General features: G+C 62.2%; 18 protein-coding genes and 1 pseudogene. 2 read left to right on the forward strand and 17 right to left on the reverse strand.

The genetic code is table 11. The annotated features are described in order from the left end of the window. Positions 1-19: 19 nt before the first annotated feature. From rpsG to G7076_RS08900, 12 genes and pseudogenes are all read right to left on the reverse strand, one after another. Entirely contained in the window at positions 20-490 is a 471-nt protein-coding gene (gene rpsG / locus G7076_RS08845; protein ID WP_166202118.1) for a 30S ribosomal protein S7, read from the reverse strand. Positions 491-548: 58 nt separating this feature from the next. After that, complete coding sequence (gene rpsL / locus G7076_RS08850) at positions 549-920, reverse strand: 30S ribosomal protein S12 (RefSeq protein ID WP_037499777.1); 372 nt, start codon at positions 918-920, stop codon at positions 549-551. 230 nt (positions 921-1,150) lie between these two features. Then, a complete protein-coding gene (locus tag G7076_RS08855) occupies positions 1,151-1,906 on the reverse strand; it encodes a MerR family transcriptional regulator (RefSeq protein WP_166202120.1) in 756 nt (251 codons plus the stop codon). Positions 1,907-1,939: 33 nt separating this feature from the next. Further along, entirely contained in the window at positions 1,940-2,668 is a 729-nt protein-coding gene (locus G7076_RS08860; RefSeq protein ID WP_206367523.1) for an HAD family hydrolase, read from the reverse strand. After that, the gene (locus G7076_RS08865; RefSeq protein ID WP_166202122.1) at positions 2,665-3,582 is read right to left on the reverse strand and encodes an aminotransferase class IV; all 918 of its coding nucleotides are present in this window, start codon (positions 3,580-3,582) and stop codon (positions 2,665-2,667) included. Before G7076_RS08865 ends, G7076_RS08860 begins: the two co-directional genes overlap by 4 nt. After that, on the reverse strand, positions 3,582-4,874 hold the full coding sequence (locus tag G7076_RS08870) for an amidohydrolase family protein (RefSeq protein ID WP_166202124.1): 1,293 nt from the start codon (positions 4,872-4,874) through the stop codon (positions 3,582-3,584). Before G7076_RS08870 ends, G7076_RS08865 begins: the two co-directional genes overlap by 1 nt. 42 nt (positions 4,875-4,916) lie before the next feature. Further along, a complete protein-coding gene (locus tag G7076_RS08875) occupies positions 4,917-5,318 on the reverse strand; it encodes a cupin domain-containing protein (protein WP_166202126.1) in 402 nt (133 codons plus the stop codon). Next, positions 5,315-5,665 carry a DUF3140 domain-containing protein gene (locus tag G7076_RS08880; protein WP_166202128.1) on the reverse strand — a complete coding sequence of 117 codons (351 nt, stop codon included), beginning with the start codon at positions 5,663-5,665 and terminating at the stop codon, positions 5,315-5,317. Before G7076_RS08880 ends, G7076_RS08875 begins: the two co-directional genes overlap by 4 nt. 35 nt (positions 5,666-5,700) lie before the next feature. Continuing rightward, complete coding sequence (gene lpdA / locus G7076_RS08885; RefSeq protein ID WP_166202130.1) at positions 5,701-7,116, reverse strand: dihydrolipoyl dehydrogenase; 1,416 nt, start codon at positions 7,114-7,116, stop codon at positions 5,701-5,703. A 2-nt stretch (positions 7,117-7,118) separates the two neighbouring features. Further along, positions 7,119-7,496 (reverse strand): hotdog domain-containing protein, encoded by a 378-nt coding sequence (locus G7076_RS08890; protein WP_240913764.1) that lies wholly within the window; start codon positions 7,494-7,496, stop codon positions 7,119-7,121. A 10-nt stretch (positions 7,497-7,506) separates the two neighbouring features. Then, on the reverse strand, positions 7,507-7,719 hold the full coding sequence (locus G7076_RS08895) for a hypothetical protein (protein ID WP_166202132.1): 213 nt from the start codon (positions 7,717-7,719) through the stop codon (positions 7,507-7,509). Between the two features lies 1 nt (position 7,720). Then, a pseudogene (locus G7076_RS08900) lies at positions 7,721-9,009 on the reverse strand (pyruvate dehydrogenase complex dihydrolipoamide acetyltransferase). Between the two features lie 104 nt (positions 9,010-9,113). On the opposite strand from G7076_RS08900, the gene G7076_RS08905 reads away from it, so the two are divergent. After that, entirely contained in the window at positions 9,114-9,590 is a 477-nt protein-coding gene (locus tag G7076_RS08905) for a universal stress protein (RefSeq protein WP_166202134.1), read from the forward strand. A 49-nt stretch (positions 9,591-9,639) separates the two neighbouring features. Here G7076_RS08905 and G7076_RS08910 read toward each other — a convergent pair whose 3' ends face one another. From G7076_RS08910 to G7076_RS08925, 4 genes are all read right to left on the reverse strand, one after another. After that, the gene (locus G7076_RS08910; protein ID WP_166202136.1) at positions 9,640-10,245 is read right to left on the reverse strand and encodes a hypothetical protein; all 606 of its coding nucleotides are present in this window, start codon (positions 10,243-10,245) and stop codon (positions 9,640-9,642) included. 86 nt (positions 10,246-10,331) lie between these two features. Continuing rightward, positions 10,332-10,811: a GAF domain-containing protein gene (locus G7076_RS08915; RefSeq protein ID WP_166202138.1), complete on the reverse strand. Its 480-nt coding sequence runs from the start codon at positions 10,809-10,811 to the stop codon at positions 10,332-10,334. Position 10,812: 1 nt separating this feature from the next. Next, a complete protein-coding gene (gene arfB, locus G7076_RS08920; protein ID WP_166202140.1) occupies positions 10,813-11,220 on the reverse strand; it encodes an alternative ribosome rescue aminoacyl-tRNA hydrolase ArfB in 408 nt (135 codons plus the stop codon). Further along, entirely contained in the window at positions 11,213-11,887 is a 675-nt protein-coding gene (locus G7076_RS08925) for an RNA pseudouridine synthase (RefSeq protein ID WP_166202142.1), read from the reverse strand. Before G7076_RS08925 ends, arfB begins: the two co-directional genes overlap by 8 nt. A 161-nt stretch (positions 11,888-12,048) precedes the next feature. On the opposite strand from G7076_RS08925, the gene G7076_RS08930 reads away from it, so the two are divergent. Continuing rightward, positions 12,049-12,756: a response regulator transcription factor gene (locus G7076_RS08930; protein WP_166203533.1), complete on the forward strand. Its 708-nt coding sequence runs from the start codon at positions 12,049-12,051 to the stop codon at positions 12,754-12,756. Positions 12,757-13,268: 512 nt separating this feature from the next. Here the strand turns inward: G7076_RS08930 and G7076_RS08935 are convergent. Further along, positions 13,269-14,078: an arginyltransferase gene (locus G7076_RS08935; RefSeq protein ID WP_166202144.1), complete on the reverse strand. Its 810-nt coding sequence runs from the start codon at positions 14,076-14,078 to the stop codon at positions 13,269-13,271. Positions 14,079-14,184: the final 106 nt, after the last annotated feature.

Here is a 14,184-nt window from a genome sequence, read left to right on the forward strand (position 1 = left end):
CTCTATATGGTTACGATTTTTACCAGCGGTAGTGCGAGAAGGCGCGGTTCGCTTCCGCCATGCGGTGCGTGTCTTCGCGCTTCTTGACGGCGTTGCCGCGATTCTGCGAGGCGTCCATCAGCTCGCCCGACAGGCGGCCTGACATCGTCTTCTCGCTGCGTGCGCGGGCGGCCGTGATCAGCCAGCGGATGGCCAGGGCCTGGGCGCGCTCGGCGCGAACCTCGACAGGCACCTGGTAGGTTGCACCGCCGACGCGGCGGCTGCGAACCTCGATTCCCGGCTTCACGTTGGCCAGCGCCTCGTGGAACACGCCGATCGGATCCTTCTTCAGGCGAGCCTCGACATTGTCGAGCGCGCCATAGACGATGCTTTCGGCAACCGACTTCTTACCGTCGAGCATGATGTTGTTCATGAACTTCGACAGGACGATATCACCGAACTTGGGATCCGGCAGGATGACGCGCTTTTCAGGGCGGCGACGACGGGACATATCTTATTCCTTTCAGAGCGGCGCGCCTGCGTTTCGCGGCGCGACCGACGAAACCAGCTTACTTCGGGCGCTTGGCGCCGTACTTCGAACGGGACTGCTTGCGATCCTTCACGCCCTGCGTGTCGAGCACGCCGCGAAGCACGTGATAGCGCACGCCCGGAAGGTCGCGCACACGGCCGCCGCGGATCAGCACGACGCTGTGCTCCTGCAGGTTGTGGCCCTCACCCGGGATATAGCTGATGACTTCGCGCTGGTTGGTCAGGCGGACCTTGGCAACCTTGCGCAGAGCCGAGTTCGGCTTCTTCGGGGTGGTGGTATAGACACGGGTGCAGACACCGCGCTTTTGCGGGTTCTGTTCCATCGCAGGGACCTTCGACTTGGCCTTCTGCGGATCGCGACCCTTGCGGATCAGCTGGTTAATCGTCGGCATGAAGCCTTCACCTTTCATTGCCGGAAACGCTCCGGCGGTTACTTTGCGCAACGCAAAAGCGTGAACACCGGGCGGCCTACGGCCACCTGGCCTTCACGTCGTTGAGCAATGTTCAGCTCTTGCCCGGCAGGCTTGCGAGAATCGCACCCGGCGCGGACGAGCGGGCCATTACGGAGGAACGGCCCGAAGGTCAACGGGTGAGCGGCGTTCCGGCCACCCGCGAAACATCATCAGCTGCGCTTGCGGCCGATCTCCTGGATGAAACGAAAGGCTTCCGGGGTGAACGGGACATTGGAAACCTCGCCCTTCCACTCGTCCATCCGCTCATAGAGATTGGTGACCCCGGCCATCATCCCCGGGGTTGCGACAGCCTTGAACGGCGCAAGCAGCTCTTGCCACGCGTCATAGAGCATCTGCGCCTCGGGGCTATCGGCGCCAAGCGGTATCGCTTCCTGGACCCGCTCACCCAGATCGGCCCACTTGCGGCTATATTCCACCTGGTCGAATCCCGTCGGCGGCGGATTGGCCGCGAACTCGGCGCGCTGCTCCTCGGTGAGATAACGCTCCGACACCTTGTCCCATTGATCCTTTGACATCATCAAATCCTCGTTCTTGATCAGCGAGCAGAAGGTCGCGGCATCGACGGGCTCGCCGCGGTCGATGCGTGACTTGACGGACAGCAGCAGCGAACGGGCTTCATCGAGTTCTGCCCGTTTGGCGTCGACCGCCTCCAGCTGGAGGTCGATAAGCTTGCCGAGGTCGAGGCGACGGTCGCCGGTCAGCGATGCGATCTGCGCCAGGGTCAGGCCGGCACGCTTGAGCGCGACGATACGATTGACCTGCTCCAGCTCTCCGCGACCGTAAACCCGCCGCCCGCTATGGGTGCGGAGCGGCTTCACCAACCCGCGCGCCTCATAGAAGCGCAGCGCACGGCTGGTGAGGCCGGTCCGCCGAGCGACTTCGCGAATATCGAGGGTCTCCGCCATTCACACGCAATAGCAGTTGACGTTGCGTCAACTTCAAGCGGTAATTTTGTGCGCCGCAAGCCGTTCGTAAAATGGGCGGCACTGGTCGGCGACACGCCATGCTTCGTCATCGAGGAGGATAAGGCGGGCGTCGGGTTCGCCAAAGCCGGTGCTCTCGGCAACCGCGTCGTACCAGTGCGGAGCCCAGATACCGTCGGTCTCGCGGATACCCGGTTCCCAGCGCAGCATGGACGGATCCCAGGTAATTCCCAGCGCGCCGCACAGCCGCTGCAGCATCGCCCGCGGATTTCGCAATATGTCCGCGCTGTCGACGACAGGCGGCGGATGGCCCAGGCGGTCGGCCTCGCGCTCGAAAAATTCGACCTGCCGCTCGACGCCGAGATGATCGGGCCGGACCGCGACGCGCTTGGCTGCGTAACTGGCGACGACCCTGGCCGGATCGCGGATCAGGAAGGCATGGGTAAGTCCCGGCAAATCGTCGTGGTCGACCGGCCCGACCATATGATGCGCCATGTGCTTCTGGTACCAGATGGGTGTGCCCGTCGGACACGGCCCGGTCATCGTTCGCGCCACGCTGTCCCAGTCGCAGTCCATCGCGGCTATGACCTCGTCGGCCATCGGCTGCGGGTCGCCGGTCTGCCTGAGGTAGGCGCCATAGAATGGCTCGTCCGACACGAAGGTATCAGGTCTGCTCCCAAAACTGCGCATCATCGCCGTGGACAGGTTCCTGGGCCCCGACCACATGGCAACGCGGACCGTCACGGACGCTTCTGCTCCGCGATGTCGCGGTCGACACGCTCCGAGTAAAGGCGCTGCAATCGCTCGACGATCGGGCCGCGGAAATTGAGCTTGCGACCATCAACCTCGCGAACCGGCACGATGCCCGCGAATGTCCCGGTGACGAACGCCTCGTCGGCACCGTAGACGTCGGTCAGTGAGAAGTCTTTCTCGACCGCAGCCATGCCAGCTTCGCGCGCGACTTCCAATGTGACGGCACGTGTGATTCCGCCGAGGCAATATTTCCCGCTGGACGTCCAGACCTCGCCATTGCGAACGATGAAAAAGTGGGTCGAGTTGCACGTCGCGACGAAGCCGTGCGGATCCAGCATCAGTGCTTCGTCCGCGCCCGCTTGAGTCGCCTGGATCGACGCCAGGATGCAATTGAGCTTCGAATGCGAGTTGATCTTCTGGTCCTGCACAGCCGGATCGCCGCGCCGGACATGGACAGTGAAGAGCTTCAGCCCGCGCTCGTAGACCGCCGGGTCAGGATCCTTATATTCGGGAATGATGACGATCGTCGCACCGCCGACCACGACCCGCGGGTCCTGATACGGCGTGGAGCGGACACCCCGGGTCATCATAAGGCGGACGTGAACGCCATCTTTCATCTGGTTGGCGTCGAGAGTGTCATAGAGCCGCCGAGTCAAATCCTCGCGAGTCAGGCCGATATCCATGGCGATGGCCTTGGCGCCTTCGAACAAGCGGTCGAGATGGCGGTCAAGAAAGGCCGGCCTGCCGTTGTGAATTCGAAGGCCCTCCCAGACTCCGTCGCCGAGCATGAAGCCGCTGTCGAACACCGACACCACGGCCTCGCCGCGCGGCTTCATCTCGCCGTTGACGTTGATCAGGATCGACGCGTTTCGCGGATCCGAAACGTCATGCATCGACTTCGTCATCAGCGGCCCTTCACCACCTCTCCCCGAGCCATTACGAAATCGATGGACTTGAGCTTCGTAACATCGGCCAGCGGATCGCCGGCGACGGCGATGATATCCGCGCTCTTGCCCGGTTCGATGGTGCCGATTTCGCTTGCCAGCCCCAGCAAGTCGGCAGCGTTGACGGTCGCCGCCTTGATCGCCTCGATCGCCGGCATGCCATATTTCACCATCAGTTCGAACTCGTCGGCGTTGCGACCATGTTTCGAGACGCCGGCGTCGGTACCGAAGGCAATCCGGACACCGGCGGGATACGCCTTGGCGAGCGACTGACCGGTGATGCCGATGCGCCAGTCAATCTGCGTCTTCACCGCACCGGTATAGGCATTAGGGTCCTTCGCGAGCCGCTCCAGATAGCCATTCACCGTCGACAACGTGGGAACGTAGTAGGTGCCCTTGGTGCGCATGGTCTTGACGATCTCGTCATCCATCACCGTCCCGTGCTCGATGGAGTCCGCGCCGGCTTTCAAGGCGAGCGTGATGCCGTCCGCGCCGTGAGCATGAACGGCAACCTTGCGGCCATAACGATGCGCGGTTTCGACCAACGCACGGGCTTCCTCCTCGAGCATGCGCGTCGCAAGGCCCGTTCCGCTGTTCACGCCTCCCGTTGTCGCGAACTTGATGACGTCGGCTCCGCGGTCAATCTGCCTCCTGACGGTCCGTCGGCAACTTTCGGCGCTGTCGCAAAGATTCTCCGGGTCCGGCAGGTGCGCCACGAGAACATCGTTCAGGGCGCCGCGACCATCCATGTGGCCGCCGGTCGTCGAGATGCTGCTGGCGGCATCGACGATGCGTGGACCCTGCACCCAGCCGCGTCTGATCGCTTCGCGGAGCGCCAGCGTAATACCACCATCGTCGCCGAGGTTTCGCACGGTCGTGAAGCCAGCGCGGAGCGTCTTCATGCCGTTCCACTGCGCTTCGAGGGCATGAAGCCCAGGCTCGTCCCGCATTTCCCGGACCAACCGCGCTTCGCCGCCCTGGTCGGTGGCCAGGTGGACATGGCTGTCGATCAGCCCCGGAAGCACGGTTTTGTCCCGAAGGTCGACCATTTGCGCACCGGGCGGGACGGGTTGATGTCCGTCCGCGATCGACACGATCCGTTCGGAGTCCACGACGATTGTCGATGCGCCCCGCACGGGCTTGCCCGGAACGTCGACCAGACGCCCCGCATGTATGTAGGTTGGTGCACCAATGGCTGGCACGCCGAAAGCTATGAGAAAACAGACGAGAGCAGGCTTGAACGTCATCATCATCCCCTTCGGAATAAACCTTAGGGGCAATGCGTCGCGAGGCAACTATTCGGTCGTCTCGCCATCCCATTCCTCGTCATGATGCCGCGCCTCGGCCTCGGCCTTGGTCGACTGCGTGATTCCGTCCTTGTGCTCGGGCGGGCCATAAAGCGTATAAAGCTTGAGCGGCCCATCACCGGTGTTCCGCACATTATGCCGTGCACCGGCCGGCACGATGACGCCGCTTCCATCGACCACGTCATAGCTGCTGTCGTCGACGTCGACCTTGCCCGCGCCTTCTTCGAAGCGGAAGAATTGGTCGCGGTCCTCGTGCACCTCAGACCCGATCTCCTCGCCCGGCTGCAAGGTCATCAGCACCAGCTGCAGATGCTCGCCGGTATACAAAACACGGCGAAAGTGCTCGCCCGCCAAGGTCAGTTTCTCGATGTCGTCATGAAAGCCCTTCATGATAACCCTTTCTTGAGCGGGTCGTGGCCCCAGTTCATCAGGGAATAGCGCCAACGCGACGTGACGATATTTCCAGGTTCCTGGGCGCTATGCCGCTTCACGTAACCGACAACCTTGCGCATGTGGGCATAGTCCTCGTCGGTCAATTCGTCCTTCGTTTTGCGCAGGATCGTAACGATCCGGCGGCCGCTGGCATGGCCGACGCTCTCGCTCGCGGTTCCGTCCTTGCCCTTATAGCCGACCTTGCGGCTTTCTTCGGTCTTCAGCCATTTCTCGAGCTCCGCCGGGGCCATGTTGACGGCCTCGCCGAAATCCTTGCGCACCTTTTCCCGGTCCAGCCCTGCCATGGCGCTAGAATGCCCGGCGGCGAGGAAGGTTCAGGCTAGATGTGGAGAGCACGGCCCTGGGACCCGAGCACGCTCTCGTGCATCATTTCACTCAGCGTCGGATGCGGGAAGACGGTCTGGATGAAATCCTGCTCGACCAGTTCGGCCTGCTTGCCGACCGTATATCCCTGGATCAGCTCGGTGACTTCGGCCCCGATCATATGCGCTCCGAGAAGTTCGCCGGTCTTGGCGTCGAACACGGTCTTGATGAAGCCTTCCGCTTCGCCCAGCGCAATAGCCTTGCCGTTGCCGATGAAGGGGAAGTTGCCAACCTTCACGGTGTAACCGGCCTCCTTGGCCTTCGCCTCGGTCAAACCGACGCTCGCGACCTGCGGGTGGCAATATGTGCATCCGGGGATGTTGTTCTTGTCCATGGCGTGCGGATGAACATCCTTGTTGCCGAGTGCCTGCGCAATAGCCTCTGCCGCGATGACGCCTTCGTGGCTCGCCTTATGCGCTAGCCATGGGCCCGGCGTAACGTCGCCGATCGCCCATATCCCAGGCACATTGGTGCGAAGCATGCCGTCCACTTGGATGATCCCGCGATCCATCTTCACGCCGAGCTGCTCCAGCCCGATCTCCTCGGTGTTCGGAACGATGCCGATGGCGACAATAACATGGCTGAACTTGTGATCCGCCTTCTTGCCATCCTTCGTCTTGATGGTCGCGGTGACGCCCTTGGCGTCCGCCTTCATTCCTTCGACCCCGGCGCCCGTCAGGATGGTCATGCCCTGCTTGGTCAGCGATTTTTCGAGGAAGGTCGAAACATCCGCATCCTCGACCGGCACGATGCGGTCGAGCATTTCCACCACGATCACCTTGGCGCCCATGTCGTTATAGAAAGACGCGAACTCGATCCCGATCGCACCGGAGCCGATGACCAGCAAGTCCGTCGGCAGTTCGGTCGGAACCATAGCGTGGCGGTATGTCCAGACGCGCTTGCCGTCGGCCGGAGCGAACGGCAGGTCGCGGGCGCGCGCGCCGGTTGCAACGATGATGTGCTTGGCGGCTACCTCGGACTTCTTTCCATCCTTGTCGGTGACCGTCATCTTGCCCGGCGCTGTCAGCACGCCGGTGCCCATGTACACGGTGATTTTGTTCTTCTTCATCAGGTGCGTGACGCCCTGATTGAGCTGCTTGGCTACTCCGCGGCTACGCTTCACCACGGCTTCGAGGTCGGCCTCAATCTTCTCCGCCTTCAAACCGAAGGACGCGGCGTGCTTCATGTTGTGGAATACTTCGGCCGAGCGAAGCAGCGCCTTGGTCGGGATGCAGCCCCAGTTGAGGCAAATGCCGCCGAGATTCTCCCGCTCCACGATCGCCGTCTTCAATCCCAGCTGGGCGGCGCGGATCGCCGCGACGTAGCCGCCGGGGCCACTGCCAAGAACGATGAGATCGTGAACATCTGCCATTTTTAAACTTCCTCTGCCGCGACGAGGCGCGGTCTTCCTGCGGTATCGATCGCGACGAAGGTGAAGACCCCGGACGCGACATGGAACTCCCGTTCCCCATCACGTTCGCGAGCGATCGCCTCGACGCGGATCGTCATGCTAGTTCGGCCCTGGCGTTCGACATCGGCATAAACGCTAATCTCGTCACCAACCGAAGGCGCTCCGGGAAACTGTAATTCGTTGGCCGCGACCACGACGCATTTGCCCTTCGCCGTCCGCGAGGCGAGCGATCCCGCTGCAAGCGCCATCTGACTCATCAGCCAACCGCCAAAGACGCCGCCGTATGGATTGGTATCCGCCGGCATAGCCGTGACCCGGATGAGCGGAATGCGGTCAGACACGCCGTGACGCTCAGTTACGATGCCAGTTGAAGAAAATCCGAAGGGCAATCGCGGAGCCCAGGAAAATCGGGATCGAGAAGAGCAGGCCTGGCGATTGCGGGAAGGGCCGCACCGTACCCCACTTCACCCATGTTTCCATCCACACGCCGCCGGTACCGCCGAACATCAACGGAAGGATGAAGGCGAGGACCGCACCGAAGACGAGCGCCGTCAGCCATTTCATCTCAGGCCACCAAGCCCATTGGATTCTCGCACAATTCCTTGAACGCCTTCATCAGCCGGGCGCCATCGGCGCCGTCGATGGCGCGGTGATCGAAGCTCCCGGTGGCGGACATGATCGTCACAATCTGCAGGCTGTCGTCGATGACGAACGGCCGCTTCTCGCCTGCGCCGATGGCCAAGATCATGCCTTGCGGGGGTTGATGACGGCTTCGAACTGCTTGATCCCGAACATGCCCATGTTCGACAGGCTGGCGGTGCCGCCCTGATATTCGTGCGGCTGGAGCTTGCCCTCCTTCGCACGCGCCGCAAGGTCGCCCATCTCGGTCGAAATCCTGCTCAGCGACTTGTCGTTGGCGCCCGCGACGATGGGCGTGATCAATCCGTTCGGGATGGATACCGCCACCGAAATATCGGCGCGGCTGTACTTGATCAGCGTGTCGCCGCCAAAGCTGACATTGCATTCCGGCACCTCAATCAGTGCGACGGCGAGCGCCTTGATCAGCATGTCATTGACCGAAAGCTTCACCCCCCGGCTTTCGAGCGACTTGTTGATCTCGCTGCGGAGCTTGAGCAGCCGGTCGAGCTGAATGTCGACCGTCAAATAGATGTGCGGGACCTGCTGTTTCGATTCGGTCAGCCGGCGCGCGATGGTCTTGCGCATGTTCGAAAGCTTGACCGCTTCGTGCGGGATATCGCCCGGCTCGATGGCGGCAGCCTGCGGCTGAGGCGCTGGAGTGGCTGCTGCGGCCTGGGGTGCCGCCGCGACTCCGCCGGCCTTTTCGCCAAGATCTGCGCGGACGATCCGGCCGCCGGGACCGCTGCCCTTCAGCGTGGAAAGGTCGATGCCTTGCGCCTCAGCAAGGCGGCGCGCCAGCGGGCTAGCCTTGATTCGCTCGCCGGTGTCCGCCCTGGGCGCTGCAGGCGCTGGTGAAGCTTCGACCTTCGGCGTTTCGCCTCCGCCCTTGGCCGGCAGAGCCGGCTCGGGCTTCTTCTCCTCCTTCGGAGCTTCCGCTCTCGGGGATGGCGCGGCAACCCCGCTTGCATCTTCCCCCTCGCCGGCAAGCACCGCTATCGGGGTTCCGACCTTCACGCCGTCGCTCCCGTCGGGGACGAGAATCCTGGCGATGGTGCCCTCGTCGACCGCCTCGAACTCCATTGTTGCCTTGTCGGTTTCAATTTCCGCCAGGATATCGCCGCTCGAAACCGTGTCGCCTTCTTTCACCAGCCACTTGGCGAGGGTTCCCTCCTCCATCGTCGGCGACAGGGCGGGCATTTTGAGTTCGATCGGCATGGCGCTTCCCGGTTGGATCGGTGATTTGTCTTCCGGCTCAAACGCCAAAGGCCTTGGCGGGTCAAGTCTTGCCACTTCCAAGATTTGGGCGCAGCACTGCCGCCATGAGCGGGGCAAGCGGTGACAGGCGCACCTATCTGGTCGTCATCGACGATAGCGACGAGGCGCGTGTCGCGCTTCATTTTGCAGCCCGCCGTGCCGCCAAGACCGGAGGCGCGGTCGAAGTGCTCGCGGTCGTCGAGCCACAGGATTTTGTTCAGTGGGGCGGAGTCCAGGCGGCAATCGAGGAGGAACAGAGGCTCCGCATCGAAGCCAGCGTGGCATCCTCCGTCGGTGAGATCATGGATGCAGCAGGCATCAAGCCGACCATCGTCGTGCGCCCGGGCGAGCCCGTTCCGGTCGTCCGCAGCCTGATCGGCACCCGCCAGGACATCGCAGCGCTCGTGCTAGGAGCAGCATCGTCCGGCAATCCGGGGCCGATGGTCGCGCACTTTACCGGCAACGATGCGGGCAAGCTGCCCTGCCCGGTAATGATCATCCCGGGTGGGCTATCCAAGGAAGATTTGGAGCGGTTGAGTTGAAGAGCCTTCTCGCTCGCTCGCGAACGAGAAGGCTATGTTCAAATAATGATCATTTTTGTCCGATCGCGGACTGCACGGTCATACGCTGAGCCTGCGGGGCGATAGTCATTGGAGCTGGATTTGACGCGACGATGTTCAAAGGCACGTCTTCGTCCACGAATGCCTTGATGATCGTCCCGGCCGGCACTTTTGCACTAGTCCCCGTCATGAAAAAACCGGCGGGCCAGAAAACTAGCGCTGAGACTGCCACCGCCCCAACTCCGCCAGCCGTTCCCTTGTCATCGAAGGCGCCGCTAAGGCGGATCTGGCGGCCATTTGCCATGACATAAAGGATCCGGGCGTTCAGTTTCCCGGACTTGCCCCACATACCCTTATTCCGGACGTCGGTGACTTCGCCAACCGCTTGGCTTCCGACGGGAATAACAGTGACGCCATTCACCACGACTGGCTCTGAAACCTGCAAATGGAAACGGTGCCCAGTTCGAAGGCTCTTTCCTTTTGTAGTCAGTTCTTCCGACAGACGTAGCGGGACCTCGGTTCCCACTCTTAAAACCGCATTCCCTTGTGTCGCTACCGGTGGGAGCGGAGAAACCGCGACTTGAGCACTCGTTTGCGCCGCCAACATTGCGCCAGCAATCAGATATAAAGAACGCATACATTCCCCCGTTGTGTAAGCTGCGATTCGACAGCCCGCACTGCTTTACTGACGCGAGTAAATCCGGAGTTAATTGAGCGGAGGCCTCAGATCGCGTTGGCGAGTATTTCGCCAAGACGGACACAACCCGCTTCGTCCTCGGCGGTGAAGCGGGCTTTTCTGGGACTGTCGAGGTCGAGCACGGCCAGCAGTTCGCCCCCTCGTACGATTGGAACCACCAGTTCGCTCTCCGACGCCGCATCGCAGGCGATGTGTCCGCCAAATGCATGGACGTCGTCGACCCGCTGGACCTCCAGCGTTTCAGCAGCTGCGCCGCAGACGCCGCGCCCGAACGGAATACGAATGCAAGCCGGTCGCCCCTGGAACGGGCCAAGCACAAGTTCGCGGCCAACGTTGCGGTAGAAACCCGCCCAGTTGAGATCCGGAAGCGTCTCCCAGATCAGCGCTGCTGCGTTCGCCATGTTGGCAATCGCGTCGGGCTCGCCCTGAACGAGGGCCTCCAAGGCATTCGCAAGCTCCTCATACATGGCCGTCTTATCGGCCGGATCAATCTTGAAGTCGTACATCTCAGTCCAGCCTCACTCGCCCGCGCGCCTGTTTCACCGCGCTACGGCTCTTCTTGGCATCGACCCGGCGAGCCTTGGCGGCACGGCTCGGCTTAGTCGCCCGGCGTTTTGCCTGAACCACATGGGCTTCGGATATCATCTCCGCAAGGCGGGCCCGGGCATCTTCGCGATTGGCTTCCTGCGTCCGGTAACGCCGAGCCGTGATGACCAGTTCTCCGCCCGCCGTCATCCGGCTGCCGGCAATTTCCTTCAACTTCGCGTACGCGTGAGGAGAAAGGCCGAGCTTGAACACGTCGACGCGAAGCTGGCAGGCAGTAGCGACCTTGTTGACGTTCTGCCCGCCAGGTCCGGTCGCAGCGAGGAACTTCTCGCTCAGCGCCTCTTCGGGAATATGTCGGTCTTTACTCATCGCCGGGAAGAAAGTCGTGCCAGAGACCGAAGCTGTCGGGGACCGGAGCCACGACCTCGATCGGCGGCTTGCCGGCACGCGGGACCTTCAGCTTCCAGCTATGGAGGAGCATGGGCTGTTCGGGATTATCGCCCAATTCGGAGTAAATGGGATCGCCGATGATTGCCGCCCCAAGCCCGCGCGCGGCATGGACGCGGATCTGGTGCGTTCGCCCCGTCAACGGCCGGAACTCGACAAGCGATTGCTCGTCCCGCTGGCCGATCAGCCGCCAGGCAGTGCGCGCCGCCTTGCCGCCCTCGTCCGGAACCATCCGCCAGCCGTCCTTGGGGGTAGAGACTTTCGCCAATGGTAATTCGATGATTCCGTCGGCGCCAGGCGGGATTCCGTCGACGGCAGCGAGATAGGTCTTTTCGACCATTCCGCCCTCGAACGCCTGCTGGAATCTTTTCACTGCCTTCGGATTGCGCGCGAGCAGCAGGCATCCGGACGTGTCGCGGTCGAGGCGATGCATCGCGACCGGCTCCCGCTGGAAACCGAGCTTCAGCTCACCGAGACGCGCGGTTACGCTGTCCCCGCCGGCCCGCGGCGGGTCGACGGCGAGGCCCGCCGGCTTGTCGATGACGATCGCCTCGCCGTCGATGAACAGGATGCGCTCTTCAAGGCTCATTCCCGCGCCTTAGCGCACTGATGCACAGGCGCAACGATTCCCAGCGATTTCACCGCTTTAGCCTTTATTAACCTTTTCCCTTCAGACCTCGCATGGTTAATGAACGCTTCAAGGCCGTTAAGGCGACGTAACGCTTTGGCCTTCGAACGGGGGAAATGCTGATGCGCGTGCTGCTGATCGAAGACGAGGCGACCATCGCCAAGAGCATCGAACTGATGCTCGGCACAGAAGGCTTCAACGTCTACACCACCGATCTCGGGGAAGAAGGCCTCGATCTCGGCAAGCTCTATGATTACGACATCATCCTTCTTGACCTGAACCTGCCCGACATGCACGGCTATGACGTGCTGAAGAAGCTTCGCACCGCGAAGGTCGGCACCCCGGTGCTGATCCTGTCCGGGATCGGCGAGATGGATTCGAAGGTCCGGGCCCTAGGCTTCGGCGCCGACGATTACGTCACCAAGCCGTTTCATCGAGACGAGCTCGTTGCCCGCATCCACGCTATTGTCCGCCGCTCGAAGGGCCACAGCCAGTCGGTCATCCGCACCGGCAAGCTGGCGGTCAACCTCGACGCCAAGACGGTCGAAGTCGACGGCAACCGGGTCCACCTGACCGGCAAAGAATATGCGATGCTGGAGCTGCTTTCGCTCCGCAAGGGCACGACGCTGACCAAGGAAATGTTCCTCAACCACCTCTATGGCGGGATGGACGAGCCGGAGCTGAAGATCATCGACGTCTTCATTTGCAAGCTGCGCAAGAAGCTTAGCCTTGCCTGTGGCGGCGACAATTACATCGAAACCGTCTGGGGCCGCGGCTACGTACTCCGCGATGCCGAAACAGATGAAGGAGCGACCAACGTCGCTGCCTGAAAGGACGAGTGAGGGGAGTGGGAACGGCGGAGCGATAAGGGGCCCATCGAAGTAATACTTTGATGGGTGCCCGACGCGCTCCGCCGTTTTTCCGTTCGGCGCAGTTCGGGATTGTGTCGCCCACCTGTCCTTGTTGGCTGGGGCGACGCTACGGCCTCACGCCGCGATCGGGTGTCGAAAGCTGACGAGGGTAAGCCCGAGCTCGGTAGACCGCTGTCGGACGTCGGCAAGATCGCGATTCAGGTAGGCGGCAATCTCGCAGATCGTAGCTTCTCGCACATGAAGACCCCGAAGTGTCGCCGTTTCCTCCTGGGACCAAGGCTTGAAACGTTGGGGCGCTGCGCCGTCCGAGATCATGCAATGTCCTTTCCCGGCGCTCGAAAAGCCGGAGTCGAGGCTTCTGTTCCCTGAGCTGGCGCTGACAAAAGTTAATTCGCAGAAGGAATCGCGATTTCTCGCGACCCACATCGCCAAAATTTATTGGGAGCGGGCGCGTTTCGGCCCGCGAAGGGTCAGGCCTCGACGAGAATCCGGCTCGGGCGGCGCGCAGGAAGCTGCTCGCCGATCGACGGCACCGGCGCGGTGTCCGGCTCGTCCATCCTTCGCCAGCCGTCACGGCCAAGCTTCTCCATCGGCCGGAAGCTCGCCTTGTAGGCCATGCGGTCCGAGCCCTCGACCCAATAGCCGAGATAGACGTACGGGAGGCCGGCGCGAGCGGCGCGGATGATGTGGTCGAGTATGATGTAGGTGCCCAGCCCCCGGCGCGCGCCCTCGTCCGCGTCATAGAAGCTGTAGATCATGCTCAGCCCGTCGGACTGCTGGTCGCTGAGGCAAGCGCCGACGAGCTTGCCGGGGCGGCCATCGACCGAGGGCTCGCGGTATTCGACAACATAGGTGCGGACCGGGGTCTGCTCGACCATGTCGGCGAAGTCATGCTCGTCCATCTCAGCCATTCCGCCGCCGGGATGGCGCTTGGCAAGATAGCGGCGAAGCAGCGCATATTGCTCTTCGGTGGTCCACGGCCGGCACGCGCCGATCTCTAGGTCCGAGTGGCGACGGATCAGCTTACGCTGCGTGGCGTTGGGCTGAAAGTCACGGGCCAGGACGCGAACCGAAACGCAAGCCGAGCAGTCGATGCAGCTGGGCCGGTAAGCGACGGATTGCGAGCGCCGGAAACCGATACGGCCGAGCGCCTCGTTCAGTTCCGCAGCATGATGGCCGCTAAGCTCGGTGAACACTTTCCGCTCAACCTTGCCGTCCAGGTACGGACATGGCGCCGGGTTGGTCACGAAGAACTTCGGAAAGCGGAATGGTGCGCTCACCCGGTGAGACTCCAATGGTTACGAAAGTCTTTATGCTTGCGCTTAACGCGAATGAAAAGGCTTTGGTGTCGTAGCGGGGGCGTCAATCGGCCCGAATTGTCCCGAA

It is taken from the genome of Sphingomonas sp. HDW15A, from assembly GCF_011301715.1.
Lineage (GTDB): Bacteria > Pseudomonadota > Alphaproteobacteria > Sphingomonadales > Sphingomonadaceae > Sphingomicrobium.